Annotated in this window: 13 protein-coding genes; 6 read left to right on the plus strand and 7 right to left on the minus strand. The window is 63.3% G+C overall.

The genetic code is table 11. The annotated features are described in order from the left end of the window. Positions 1-60 precede the first annotated feature (60 nt). The 3 genes from hyi (at position 61) to B0G74_RS11135 (ending at position 2,832) form a co-directional block, all read left to right on the plus strand. Entirely contained in the window at positions 61-870 is an 810-nt protein-coding gene (gene hyi / locus B0G74_RS11120) for a hydroxypyruvate isomerase (protein ID WP_132374840.1), read from the plus strand. Between the two features lie 96 nt (positions 871-966). Further along, on the plus strand, positions 967-1,875 hold the full coding sequence (locus B0G74_RS11125; protein WP_132374841.1) for a 2-hydroxy-3-oxopropionate reductase: 909 nt from the start codon (positions 967-969) through the stop codon (positions 1,873-1,875). Positions 1,876-2,430: 555 nt separating this feature from the next. Next, positions 2,431-2,832 carry a DUF3597 domain-containing protein gene (locus B0G74_RS11135; protein ID WP_132374843.1) on the plus strand — a complete coding sequence of 134 codons (402 nt, stop codon included), beginning with the start codon at positions 2,431-2,433 and terminating at the stop codon, positions 2,830-2,832. A gap of 159 nt (positions 2,833-2,991) precedes the next feature. On the opposite strand, the gene B0G74_RS11140 is transcribed toward B0G74_RS11135, so the two are convergent. The 6 genes from B0G74_RS11140 to B0G74_RS11165 form a co-directional block, all read right to left on the minus strand. Continuing rightward, positions 2,992-4,035 carry an asparaginase gene (locus tag B0G74_RS11140; protein WP_132374844.1) on the minus strand — a complete coding sequence of 348 codons (1,044 nt, stop codon included), beginning with the start codon at positions 4,033-4,035 and terminating at the stop codon, positions 2,992-2,994. Between the two features lie 221 nt (positions 4,036-4,256). Beyond that, on the minus strand, positions 4,257-5,183 hold the full coding sequence (locus B0G74_RS11145) for a CysB family HTH-type transcriptional regulator (protein ID WP_106283582.1): 927 nt from the start codon (positions 5,181-5,183) through the stop codon (positions 4,257-4,259). An 83-nt stretch (positions 5,184-5,266) separates the two neighbouring features. Continuing rightward, entirely contained in the window at positions 5,267-6,325 is a 1,059-nt protein-coding gene (locus B0G74_RS11150) for a sulfate ABC transporter ATP-binding protein (protein ID WP_012432793.1), read from the minus strand. Continuing rightward, positions 6,325-7,374: a sulfate ABC transporter permease subunit CysW gene (gene cysW / locus B0G74_RS11155; protein WP_207915637.1), complete on the minus strand. Its 1,050-nt coding sequence runs from the start codon at positions 7,372-7,374 to the stop codon at positions 6,325-6,327. The genes B0G74_RS11150 and cysW overlap by 1 nt, the downstream gene beginning before the upstream one ends. Then, a complete protein-coding gene (gene cysT, locus B0G74_RS11160; protein WP_132374845.1) occupies positions 7,371-8,273 on the minus strand; it encodes a sulfate ABC transporter permease subunit CysT in 903 nt (300 codons plus the stop codon). The genes cysW and cysT overlap by 4 nt, the downstream gene beginning before the upstream one ends. 138 nt (positions 8,274-8,411) lie before the next feature. Beyond that, a complete protein-coding gene (locus B0G74_RS11165; protein WP_132374846.1) occupies positions 8,412-9,452 on the minus strand; it encodes a sulfate ABC transporter substrate-binding protein in 1,041 nt (346 codons plus the stop codon). 313 nt (positions 9,453-9,765) lie between these two features. On the opposite strand from B0G74_RS11165, the gene lexA reads away from it, so the two are divergent. From lexA to B0G74_RS11180, 3 genes are all read left to right on the plus strand, one after another. After that, positions 9,766-10,416: a transcriptional repressor LexA gene (lexA, locus tag B0G74_RS11170; protein ID WP_012432789.1), complete on the plus strand. Its 651-nt coding sequence runs from the start codon at positions 9,766-9,768 to the stop codon at positions 10,414-10,416. Positions 10,417-10,488: 72 nt separating this feature from the next. Next, on the plus strand, positions 10,489-10,833 hold the full coding sequence (locus tag B0G74_RS11175; RefSeq protein ID WP_132374847.1) for a hypothetical protein: 345 nt from the start codon (positions 10,489-10,491) through the stop codon (positions 10,831-10,833). Positions 10,834-10,994: 161 nt separating this feature from the next. Next, positions 10,995-11,621, plus strand: a complete 627-nt coding sequence (locus tag B0G74_RS11180; protein ID WP_132376916.1) for a DUF2939 domain-containing protein — start codon at positions 10,995-10,997, stop codon at positions 11,619-11,621. 49 nt (positions 11,622-11,670) lie between these two features. Here the strand turns inward: B0G74_RS11180 and B0G74_RS11185 are convergent, their stop codons facing one another. After that, entirely contained in the window at positions 11,671-12,135 is a 465-nt protein-coding gene (locus B0G74_RS11185; protein ID WP_091794608.1) for a universal stress protein, read from the minus strand. Positions 12,136-12,312: the final 177 nt, after the last annotated feature.

The following is a 12,312-nucleotide window of genomic DNA, read 5'->3' on the forward strand; positions in this document are numbered from 1 at the left end:
GCAACACCGAACCGCCTCACGAAAGTTATTCCACTGACCGACCAGAGAGACAGACGCACCATGCCGAAATTTGCAGCGAATCTCACCATGCTGTTCAACGAAGTCCCGTTCCTCGACCGCTTTGCGGCTGCGGCGGACGCGGGCTTTCATGCCGTCGAGTTCCTGTTTCCGTATCCGTATCAGATCGCTGAATTGAGCGAACGTCTTCAGCAGAATCGCCTGAAGCTGGTGCTGCACAACCTGCCCGCGGGCAACTGGGAAGCGGGCGAACGCGGCATTGCGTGCCTGCCGGATCGCGTGAGCGAGTTCCAGGAAGGCGTCGGCCGCGCGATCGAATATGCAACAGCACTGAAGGTGCCGCAACTGAACTGCCTCGTCGGCATTCCGACGGCCGGCGTCGATGCGGACAAGGCACGCTCGACGATCGTCGACAACCTGCGCTTCGCCGCGGGCGAACTGAAGAAGGCCGGCATCAAGCTGCTGGTCGAGCCGTGCAATTCCTACGACATTCCGGGCTTCGCACTGAACCGCTCGGGCGAAGGTCTCGACGTGATTCGCGCAGTCGGTTCGGACAATCTGTTCCTGCAATACGACATCTATCACATGCAACGGATGGAAGGCGAACTCGCGGCGACCATCAAGAAGAACCTGCCGCAGATCGCACACATCCAGCTCGCCGACAACCCCGGCCGCAACGAACCGGGCACCGGCGAAATCAACTACCCGTTCCTGTTCGATCTGCTCGACTCGCTCGGCTACGACGGCTACGTCGGTTGCGAATACAAACCGCGCACGACCACGGCCGCCGGCCTCGGCTGGGTGCAGAGCGTGGCCGGGCAAACCCGCGGCGCGGCTCACGTCGCCGCCTGAGCGCCGCATCGCTGCATTGATCGGTCGGATCAGGCGCTTCTCGCCCCGAAGGACGTCCCCTTGCGGGACACCAAACAACACTGGAGATTTAGACACATGGCAAAGATCGGTTTCATCGGCCTCGGCATCATGGGCGCGCACATGGCGCGCAACCTCATCAAGGGCGGCCACTCGCTGTTCGTGAATGGCGCATACCCGGTGCCGGAAGATCTGAGCAAAACGACGAGCGTCGTCGCGAATTCGACCGCTGTCGCGCAGGCCGCCGACATCGTCATCATCATGGTGCCGGACACGCCCGACGTCGCCAACGTGCTGTTCGCCGACGACGGCGTCGCCGCCGGCCTCTCGAAGGGCAAGCTCGTGATCGACATGAGCTCGATCTCGCCGCTCGACACGCAAGCGTTCGCGAAGAAGATCAACGCGCTCGGCGTCGACTATCTCGACGCGCCGGTCTCCGGCGGCGAAGTCGGCGCGCGTGAAGCGACGCTGACGATCATGGTGGGCGGTCCGGAAAAAGCCTTCGCCACGGCCAGGCCGCTGTTCGAACTGATGGGCAAGAACATCTCGCTGATCGGCGACAACGGCGCCGGTCAGACCTGCAAGGTCGCGAACCAGATCATCGTCGCGCTGAACATCGAAGCAGTGGCCGAAGCGCTGCTGTTCGCCTCGCGCTCGGGCGCCGATCCGGAACGTGTGCGCAAAGCGCTGATGGGCGGCTTCGCCTCCTCGCGGATTCTCGAAGTGCACGGCGAGCGCATGACCAAGCGCACCTTCGATCCGGGCTTCCGCATCGAACTGCACCAGAAGGATCTGAACCTCGCACTCGACGGCGCACGCAAGCTGGGTATCGCCCTGCCGCATACGGCAAGCGCGCAGCAACTGTTCAGCGTATGTGCGGCGAATGGCGGCAAGGCATGGGATCACTCGGCGATGGTGCGCGCGCTCGAAATCATGGCGAATTACGAAGTCGCGCAAGCGCCGGGCAGCGAAGCCAAGGCAGCTTGAGGAAGTAATACGGACTGCCGTGATCGTTGCATGCTCAACGTCATGGCAGTCGCAGGTGGGGCGCCCGGTTCGTCGTGCGGCAAGCACGGCGGAACGGGCAAATCGTGCCGCTCTGGGCTGAGAGCGGCAAGTGGGGTCCGCAGCGGCACCCGGCGGCGCCGGGGAAGCCTTGGTCGGTCAGACGTCGTCGTCGGGTGTCCGGCTGTCGGATTTCATGTTTAACGATGCTTATGCTTTTTCGGCCAAACTCTCGCAGCGGGCGCGTCATGACGCCACCTGCCGGCACCTCTCTTTGCAGGTCTCCTCGCACGTGTGCCCGCAAGTCCGCTTGCATTTGCTTGCAACTCCGTCCCCTTTGCACGACCTTTTTTGACACATCGGCTCGCGCTTTTCTCCTACACTCGTTGAGTCTGGTTGCGGGCGTATCGGCATTCAAGTGCGGCTTGCCGATCAAGGCAACGCATGTCCTCTGCATCATTCGCCCGATTCCCAACCAGTGTTCAACCCGTGAGCGGAATGTGCTCGCGCCAGTAACCCCTCTGCAAAGGATTCAGAATGAGCATCTTTGGTGACATCGTAAACAAGCTCTTCGGCAAAGCGAAGCCCGACCAGCCTGCGCCCGCGGTTGAGCCGACACCGGATCCGGCAGCGGCGCAAGCTGCTGCGCCGGCGGCTGCACCGGCGCCCGCGCCGCTGGCCGACGTCGACGTCGCTGTCGTGATGGACCAGTTCGTGAGCGAGAGCGGGCAAACGCTGAACTGGCGCACCTCGATCGTCGACACGCTGAAGGCGCTCGGCGTCGACAGCAGCCTCGAACATCGCAAGGAGCTCGCCAAGGAATTGAAGTACAGCGGCGACACGAACGATTCGGCGAGCATGAACATCTGGCTGCACAAGCAGGTGATGAAAGCGCTGGCGGCGAACGGCGGAAAGTTGCCTGCGGATCTGGCGGACTAACTGCTTGCCGACACCGCCTATCTCCGGCGATAGCGACAAACCTCAAGCTGAAACGACAACGCGGCGCTCGGGTCGATGACCTGGGCGCCGCGTTGTCATTTAAGCTTCATGCGCGAGACACGGTTGTGACTTTGAACAGGGCCGTCCGTGCTCAATCAATCAGTACGTATCGAAAGTCTTCTGCAACGCAACCGGTCCTGTGCCGCCCGCGGCCAATGCCAGCATCAGCAACACGCGTGCCTTGTACGGATTTAGCGAACCTGCGCTGACGAAACCGAGTGCGTCGTCGGCGGCTGCGCCGTTGCGCATCACATGTCCCGAACCCACACGCGAAGCACGCACCACCGCGACGCCTTGCGAAGCGGCATCGGCCAATGCCTGCTGCACCGAAGCGTGAATCGAGCCGTTGCCGGTGCCCGCCACGACGATGCCACGCACACCAGCGGCAACCAACGCGTCCACGGCAATGCGCGAGACGCCCGCGTAACTCACGACGATCTCCACATGCGGCCACTTCGCGCCGATCACAAATTCGGTCGCGAGCGTATGCGGACGCACCACGCCGCGCTGGAATTCGACGCGACCGTCCTGCACCCAGCCGAGCGCGCCGATTTCGGGCGAATGAAAAGCATCGACCGCGTAGGTGCTCGTCTTGACCACGTCGCGCGCGCTATGGATCCTGTTGTTGAAGGCCACCAGCACGCCCTGCCCGCGCGAGGCTGCGTGCGCCGCAACCGTCACGGCGTTCAGCAGATTCAGCGGGCCGTCGGCGGACAGCGCCGACGCCGGGCGCATGGCCGCCGTCAGCACGACGGGCTTGTCCGACTTGATGGTCAGATGCAGCAGGTAAGCGGTTTCTTCGAGCGTGTCGGTGCCGTGCGTGACCACCACGCCGTCGATGTCGTCGTCGGCGAGCAGCGTGTTGATGCGTTGCGCGAGCGTGGTCCACAGCGGCATCGCCATGTCCTTGCTGTCGACGCTCGCAATCTGCTCGCGCTCGATTTGCGCCACCGTGGACAAGGCCGGCACCACGGCCAGCAGTTGCTCGACACCGATCACACCGGCCTGATAACCGGATGTGTTGGTAGCGCTCGCGGCCGCGCCGGCAATCGTGCCGCCGGTCGCCAGGACGACGATGCGCGGCAGCAGCGGCGTGGCGCCTTCGTCTGAAGGTATAGCGGAGGAAGAAGTCGGAGTATTCATGGCGGCGATTGTAAGCGATGCGCCGCACGCCGCCATGCGTGAAAAAACGGATGTCCGTTCGTTTCGAAGCTGGATGAGACCAGCGCTCTGTGCGCCACGAGTTTGCGTGCCGTTTGCATCAAGGCCAGCCGCCGCCCGCATGAAGTTCACACTGACGCCGCGGACGATCCGCGCGACGCCATTGGCCTTTCGCGCCGGACCTCGATAGCCCGGCGCATTCCTTAAACCGCTTCGCGCAACTGCGCGGCGATATCCGCTTCGTTCAACTGCGGCGCGAACATCTCGATCAGCCGATAAGCGTACGCGCGCAGGAACGCGCCCTTGCGCAAACCGACCCGCGTCGTGCTCGCCTCGAACAGATGCTGCGTGTCGAGCGCGACCAGTTCCGTATCGCGCTTCGGATCGTAAGCCATCGCCGCGACCACGCCGATGCCCATGCCGAGTTCGACATACGTCTTGATCACGTCGGCGTCGATCGCAGTCAGCACGACGTCGGGCAATGCACCCGCTTTCGCGAACGCCTGGTCGATATGCGAGCGGCCCGTGAAATCCTGGTCGTACGTGACGATCGGGAATTCGGCGATCTCGTCGAGCGTCAGATTCGGGCGGCCTACCAGCGGATGATCTTTCGGCACGACCACGACGTGATGCCACGAATAGCACGGGAACGTGACGATATCCGGGAAGCGGTCGAGCGCTTCGGTCGAGATGCCGATGTCCGCTTCGCCGTTGATGATCATCTGCGCGATCTGTTGCGGACTGCCCTGACGCAGCGCGAGATGCACCTTCGGGAACACCTCGGTGAATTGGCGGATCACCTTCGGCAACGCGTAACGCGCCTGCGTGTGGGTGGTGGCGACGACGAGGTGGCCGCTATCCTGGTCAGCATACTGGCGCGCGACGCGGCGCAGATTCTCGGCGTCGAGCAGCATCCGCTCGATCAGTTGATGCACCGCCTTGCCCGGCTCGGTGAGGCCCGTCAAACGCTTGCCGCGTCGAATGAAAATGTCGACGCCGAGTTCGTCCTCGAGATCCTTGATCTGTTTCGATACGCCCGACTGCGACGTGTACAGCACGTTCGCCACCTCGGTCAGATTCATGTTCTGACGCACGGCTTCGCGCACAAAGCGCAATTGCTGAAAATTCATCTTGATGTCTCCGGTTCAGCCAGAGTTGAGTTATTTGAGTTTGATTGAAACACCGAGTCGTGTTGCTTTGCGCCTGCCGGCACTCATTGCGCCGGGAAAACGCGCAAGGCGCGCGGCACCGCGGTCACGCCGTCGCCGATGGAGAGTTGCAGATCGCGCCACGCTTCGCGATCGAGTTCGGCTTCGAGCAGATTGCCCTCGCGGCCCGCGAGTTCGACCCGCACCGAGCCGCCCAGCGTCACCACGCGCCGCACGTCGACGACGATGCCTTCGCGATGGCCGGACGCCTGCGGATACAACTGCAGATCGTGCGGACGCACGTAGGCGAACGCCGGGCCGCTGAAATCGGCCTTGATCGAGACCGGCAGCGCCGCGCCGTCGACCACGAAACCGCTCGCGTCGACATTGCCGTGCAAACGGTTGGCCGCGCCGAGAAACTCGTAGACGAACGAGGTTTGCGGATGGTCGTACACGTCCTGCGGACTGCCCACCTGCTCCACGTGCCCGCGATTGAGCACGACGATACGATCGGCCACTTCGAGCGCTTCTTCCTGATCGTGCGTAACGAAGATCGTCGAGATGTGCAGATCGTCGTGCAGGCGCCGCAGCCAGCTGCGCAGTTCCTTGCGCACTTTCGCATCGAGCGCGCCGAACGGTTCATCGAGCAGCAGCACTTTCGGCTCGACCGCCAACGCGCGCGCAAGCGCGATACGTTGCCGCTGGCCACCCGACAATTCCGACGGATAGCGTTGCGCGAGCCAGTCGAGTTGCACGAGCTTGAGCAGTTCATGCACCTTCTCGCGAATCACCGCTTCCGAGGGACGCTCCTTGCGCGGCTTCACGCGCAAGCCGAACGCCACGTTCTCGAACACCGTCATATGGCGGAACAGCGCGTAATGCTGGAACACGAAGCCCACTTCCCGCTCGCGTGCGCCGACCGTCGCCACGTCCTGGCCTTGCAGCACGACCTGGCCGCCGTCGGCGTATTCGAGTCCCGCGATCACGCGCAGCAAGGTCGTCTTGCCACAACCCGACGGCCCGAGCAGCGCAACCAGTTCACCCGGCGGAAAGTCGAGCGAGACGTTATCGAGCGCGACGAAATCGCCGAAGCGCTTCTGCAGGTTACGAACGGTGATACCCATTACAGCTCTCCTTGCTTGAGCGGGTGTTGCTGCGATGCATGCGTTGTTTGCGTTGCGCGTGTTGCGTGTGTTGCGTGTGTTGCGTGTGTGGCATTGGCCGGCGGCGTGACGGGGCCGGCGTACGCGGGCACATCGCGCGCGGCCGACAGTTCCGCCGACATATGGCGCTCGGCGAGCAGCTTCAGGCCGAGCGTCACGAGTGCGAGCAGAGCCAGCACCGACGCCACGGCAAACGCCGCCGAGAAGTTGTATTCGTTGTAGAGGATTTCGACGTGCAGCGGCATCGTGTCGGTCTGGCCGCGAATATGGCCCGACACCACCGACACCGCGCCGAACTCGCCCATCGCCCGCGCGTTGCACAGAATCACGCCGTACAGCAGGCCCCATTTGACGTTGGGCAGCGTGACGCGGCGGAAGATCTGCCAGCCCGACGCGCCGAGCACGTGCGCGGCTTCTTCTTCGTCGTTGCCTTGTGCCTGCATCAGCGGAATCAGTTCACGCGCCACGAACGGGAACGTGACGAAGATCGTCGCCATCACGATGCCCGGCACCGCGAAAATGATCTGGATGTTGTGGTCCTGCAGCCACGGGCCGAACCAGCCCTGCGCGCCGAACATCAAGACATAGATCAAGCCCGAGATCACCGGCGACACCGAGAACGGCAGATCGATCAGCGTGGTCAGCAGCGCCTTGCCGCGGAACTCGAACTTGGCGATACACCATGAAGCCGCGAGGCCGAACACGAGGTTCAGCGGCACCGCGATCGCGGCGGTGATCACGGTGAGCTTGATCGCCGAGAGCGCGTCCGGATCGGCGAGCGATTCCAGATAGAAACCGAGCCCCTTGTTCAACGCCTGATAGAACACGGCGACGAGCGGCACCACCAGAAACAGCGCGAGAAACAGCAGCGCGACGCCGGTCAGAATCCAGCGCACAACGGGCGGCTCGGTGACCGGATCGGGCCGGCGCGCGACGTTCAGCGGCGCGCGCGGTGCCACGGCTACGGCGTTGTTCACGCCATTCACTTCGTTCGCGGCGCGGCGGCTCATTGCGCACCTCCGCCGACACCGATCGCCGCGACACTTGCAGCGGCAGGCGCCGGGCCTGCACCGCCGCGACTCGTGCGGCGCTGCAAATACCACTGCAAAGTGTTGATGAAGAGCAGCATCAGGAACGACACGACCAGCATCACGACCGCCAGCGCCGTCGCGCCCGCATAGTCGTATTGCTCCAACTTGGTGATGATGAGCAGCGACGTGATTTCCGACTTCATCGGCACATTGCCGGCGATGAAAATCACCGAACCGTACTCGCCGAGCGCACGCGCGAAAGCCAACGCGAAGCCCGTCAACAAGGCCGGAAACACCGCCGGCAACACCACGCGGCGAAACGTCAGCCAGCGCGAGGCGCCGAGGCACGCGGCCGCTTCCTCCTGTTCGCGCTCGAACTCTTCGAGCACCGGCTGCACCGTTCGCACGACGAACGGCAAACCGATGAACGTCAGCGCGACCAGCACGCCTGCCGGCGTGAACGCGATCTTCAGGCCGAGCGGTTCGAGGAACTGCCCGATCCAGCCGTTGCCCGCGTACACGGCCGCGAGCGAAATGCCGGCGACCGAGGTGGGCAGCGCGAACGGCAGATCGACCACGGCATCGACGATACGTTTGAACGGGAACGTGTAGCGCACCAGCACCCACGCCACCAGAAAACCGAACACCGCGTTGATCAGCGCGCCGCCGAGCGCGGAGAAGAACGTCAGGCGATACGACGCGAGCACGCGCGGCGAGCTCACCGCACGCACGAACTGATTCCAGTCGAGCGTCGCGGTCTTGAGAAAGGTCGCCGCAAGCGGAATCAGCACCACGAGGCTCAGATAAGCCACCGTGATGCCGAGTGTCAGGCCAAAACCGGGCAACGCGCTTGGTTTTCGGAAGGTCAACGTCGTCATGCTCGTTACTCGTTCAGGTTGATGCTCGTGTTGCCGGCCGCCGGGCCCTGGCGGCCAAAAGCGCGCCCATGGGCGCGCTCGGGAGTGACGCGTTGCCGCGCCGCCTGGTTGCCTATGCCGGTTCAGGCATCGGCAGTGTTATTGCGGTTGATAGATCGAATCGAACACGCCGCCATCGGCAAAGTGCGTCTTCTGCGCGTTGGCCCAGCCGCCGAACGAATCGTCCACCGTGTACAGCTTCAGCTTCGGAAACTTGGCGGTCAGCTCAGCCGGCACCTTGTTCGAACGCGGACGGTAGAAGTTCTTCGCCGCGATCTCCTGCCCTTGCTCGCTATACAGGAAGTTCAGATACGCTTCGGCGACCTTGCGCGTGCCGTGCTTGTCGACGACCTTGTCCACCACGGCGACCGGCGGCTCCGCCAGAATGCTGACCGACGGCACCACGATCTCGAACTTCTCCGGACCAAATTCCTTCAGCGACAGAAACGCTTCGTTTTCCCACGCGATCAGCACGTCGCCGATACCGCGTTGCACGAAGCTGGTGGTCGCGCCACGCGCGCCCGAATCCAGCACGCCGGCGTTCTTATAGAGCTTGCCGACGAATTCCTTGGCCTTCTGATCATTGCCGCCCGGTTGATGCTCGGCATACGCCCAGGCCGCAAGGTAGTTCCAGCGCGCGCCGCCCGAGGTCTTCGGATTCGGCGTGACGATCGACACGCCCGGCTTGGTCAGATCGTCCCAATCCTTGATGTGCTTCGGGTTGCCCTTGCGCACCAGAAACACGATCGTCGACGTGTACGGCGACGCGTTATCCGGCAAGCGCTTTTGCCAGCCCTTGTCCAGCAAACCCTTGCTGGCCAGTGCGTCGATATCGTATGCAAGCGCCAGCGTCACCACGTCGGCCTGCAAGCCGTCGAGCACCGAGCGCGCCTGGGCGCCGGAGCCGCCGTGCGACTGCTTGAAGGTGATCGTCTCGCCCGTCTTCGCCTTCCATTCCTTGCCGAACGCCTGGTTGACGTCCTGATACAGCTCGCGCGTCGGGTCGTAGGACACGTTCAGCAGCGTCGTGTCGGCGGCGTGCGCCTGCGCCATCACGCCGAGCGCGCCCGCCGCGCCCAATGCGAGCGCCGCGATCAGTTTTTTCGTCCTGCCTGCCAGCCCCGTACCTTGGTGATCCATGTCAACTTTCTCCGCGTTGTGTCCGCTGAAACAGCGTGTGGTGTCTTTTTACGTCGCGGTCACGTGCACATGAGCGCCAACTGGAGGCCAGTCTATCGAAGGGCTTTCATCATTAAAAATAATGTTTCTTCATTCTTTAATACGCAAAAGTGGTAATGACAGCTGGATAAGGCGTTGCGACACGAAAACGGGTGTTTGAGCGTCGCTTGACGGCGCTGGAACGACACCCTTCACCCCGAACTTAAAGTAAAGCTTGAATTGCGCCGAATACTGTATAAAAATACAGTCACCTGTTCATACATACAGTGGCGCCATGACCAAACTCACCGCACGACAGCAGCAGGTTTTCGATCTGATCCGCAGGGCTATCGAACGCACCGGCTTTCCGCCCACCCGCGCGGAGATCGCCGCCGAGCTGGGTTTCAGCTCGGCCAACTCGGCAGAAGAACATCTGCGCGCGCTGGCTCGCAAGGGCGTGATCGAACTCGCGGCCGGCGCATCGCGCGGCATTCGCCTGCTGGCCGGCCCGGAAGACTCGCCGCACCAGTTCACGCTGCCGCACGCCAGCATCATGCAACTGTCGCTGCCGCTCATCGGGCGGGTTGCCGCGGGCAGCCCGATCCTCGCGCAGGAACATATCTCGCAGCACTACGCGTGCGACCCGGCGCTGTTCTCGAGCAAGCCCGACTACCTGTTGAAGGTGCGCGGGCTGTCCATGCGCGACGCGGGCATCTTCGACGGCGACCTGCTCGCGGTACAAAAGCGCAGCGAAGCCAAAGACGGCCAGATCATCATTGCCCGGCTTGGTGACGACGTCACGGTCAAGCGCCTGAAGCGCAGGCCGAACGGGCTCGAGCTGATCGCCGAGAACCCCGATTACGAAAACATCTTCGTTGAAACCGGCAGTGCGGAGTTCGCGCTGGAGGGTATCGCCGTGGGGCTGATCCGCCCCGGCGAGTTTTAACCCTCTCGCCCGTTCGACAAAATAAGAAGCCGCGCCAACGCCGCATCAACGTTGCATCGCCTGGAGAGTCTCATGGAACGTCTTGCCCGCCTGCTGCCCTTTCGCCAGTTCGGTCGTCTGCGCCATCTTCGCAAGCTGGTGCCCTGCTCATTGATCGAGGCGGCCACGCTCGGCACGCCGTCGCTGTTCGACTCGCCCGAGGCCGCGCCGAGCCTGCCGTCGTCGATGCCGGCATTTGCCCGCGTGTCGTTGAATTCGGGCTTGAATACGGCCGAACCGGCGCGTCGCGCACCGGTGCGGGTTTATCACGGGCCGTCGCGTCTGATCATGGTCGGCACGATGGACGCGGTTTGCCGCATGATCGACCGCTGCATCGCCGATGAAGCCAACGTGCATGGGGCGGTGTTCGAGTCTTGATGGGTCTTGAAGGGTCTCGAACGGGACAGCGAGAGATGCATTGCGTGGGATCGTTTTCGCGTGGCTGCGGTCCACGTTAGATCACACCTGATGGAGAGTCCCACTCGATGGCAGTTTCAAAACGTACCAAACGCGGCAGCAAGCGCGGCAGCAAGCGCGGCATGCATGGCGGCGCCACCCGGCCGCTGATCGTCACGCTGATCGTGATCGTGGTGATCGCCGCGCTGGGGTTTGCTTACGCGACACCGTACATCGCGCTGAACAATCTCAAACGCGCGGCCGATGCGCGCGACGCGCAAACCGTCAATCAGTATGTCGACTTCCCCGCGTTGCGTGAGAGCCTGAAGGAGCAAGTCGCCGGCTTGCTGACACGGCGGCTTGGCGCGCACAGCAACGGCAATCCATTGGCCGCCATTGGCGCGATGATCGGCGTTGCGTTGATCGGTCCGCTCGTGGATGCGTATGCCACACCGGACGGCGTGGCGGCCTTGCTGAACGGCATGCCGCCGCGCGGCGATCCGGGCGAGCGGCCGCCCGCGCCCCCGGCCGCGAATAATCCGCCGGACGCCGCTGCGACCGCACCTGCGCCTGCAGCTCCCGCAGACGGCAACGCGGCCAATGTCAACTCCGCGCCACCGCAACCGCCGCAAACCACGGCAGGCTATCGCAGCCTCAACGAGTTCGTCGTCACGTACCAGCACGGCGCCGGCGACGCGCGTTACTCGGCGATCTTCCAGCGCGAGGGCGTATTCACGTGGAAGCTGGCCGCGGTCAACCTGAACGAGTGATTGCCTGATACCGTCAGGCCGAGGCGGCCGGTCACGTGACTAGCCCGCCTCAAGCCGCCGCTTGCTGCTGCTCCTGCGCTGAAGAACACGCCACCAGAATGCTGCACGAGACACGGTCGAGCAGCGGCGTATTGCCCGCGCCCATCCACCATCGCGACAAACCCGTGCGGCAGCGGTGGCCGACCACGACCAGGTCGACATGCAATTCATTGGCGAGGTTGGCAATCTCGTCGATCGGATGGCCGAACGCGAAATGCCCCTGCGCGCTCACGCCTCGCTCCGTGAGCCAGTCCACGCCTTCCTGCAGGATGTCGCGCGCGGTCTTTTCAAAACTGCCACAGGCCACGTCGGTCAACAGGCCCGCGCTTTGCGCAATGCTCGAACGCATGTCGACGACCGACAACAAGTGCGTTTCCGCTTTCAGATCCAACGCCAGGTCGGCGCCGCAACGTAGTGCTTTGCGGCCTTCACGCGAGCCGTCGTAGCACAGCAGGATTTTCTGGTAGCTCGCCATGATTTTTCTCCCTTCGCGCGGGACGCGCGATCTGAATTAATCATGGTGCGCCGCAATTCAGGTTGCAAGGGATGGAAAACGCTAACTGTGCGCTAACTGCCCCTTAACGACGCCCTAAACAGGTGCGTGAGCCGCCCGCGGGTCCTCCGCGCGCCGATGCCGCAGTGCAAGAAACCC

The organism is Paraburkholderia sp. BL9I2N2, assembly GCF_004339745.1.
Taxonomy (GTDB): domain Bacteria; phylum Pseudomonadota; class Gammaproteobacteria; order Burkholderiales; family Burkholderiaceae; genus Paraburkholderia.

Coding starts and splice junctions, on each gene's coding strand:
- cysW (WP_207915637.1), bottom strand. CDS start 7,374: ATGAGCCGCCGCGCCGCGAACGAAGTGAATGGCGTGAACAACGCCGTA.
- B0G74_RS11185 (WP_091794608.1), bottom strand. CDS start 12,135: ATGGCGAGCTACCAGAAAATCCTGCTGTGCTACGACGGCTCGCGTGAA.
- B0G74_RS11165 (WP_132374846.1), bottom strand. CDS start 9,452: ATGGATCACCAAGGTACGGGGCTGGCAGGCAGGACGAAAAAACTGATC.
- hyi (WP_132374840.1), top strand. CDS start 61: ATGCCGAAATTTGCAGCGAATCTCACCATGCTGTTCAACGAAGTCCCG.
- B0G74_RS11125 (WP_132374841.1), top strand. CDS start 967: ATGGCAAAGATCGGTTTCATCGGCCTCGGCATCATGGGCGCGCACATG.
- B0G74_RS11145 (WP_106283582.1), bottom strand. CDS start 5,183: ATGAATTTTCAGCAATTGCGCTTTGTGCGCGAAGCCGTGCGTCAGAAC.
- B0G74_RS11135 (WP_132374843.1), top strand. CDS start 2,431: ATGAGCATCTTTGGTGACATCGTAAACAAGCTCTTCGGCAAAGCGAAG.
- B0G74_RS11140 (WP_132374844.1), bottom strand. CDS start 4,035: ATGAATACTCCGACTTCTTCCTCCGCTATACCTTCAGACGAAGGCGCC.
- lexA (WP_012432789.1), top strand. CDS start 9,766: ATGACCAAACTCACCGCACGACAGCAGCAGGTTTTCGATCTGATCCGC.
- B0G74_RS11150 (WP_012432793.1), bottom strand. CDS start 6,325: ATGGGTATCACCGTTCGTAACCTGCAGAAGCGCTTCGGCGATTTCGTC.
- cysT (WP_132374845.1), bottom strand. CDS start 8,273: ATGACGACGTTGACCTTCCGAAAACCAAGCGCGTTGCCCGGTTTTGGC.
- B0G74_RS11180 (WP_132376916.1), top strand. CDS start 10,995: ATGCATGGCGGCGCCACCCGGCCGCTGATCGTCACGCTGATCGTGATC.
- B0G74_RS11175 (WP_132374847.1), top strand. CDS start 10,489: ATGGAACGTCTTGCCCGCCTGCTGCCCTTTCGCCAGTTCGGTCGTCTG.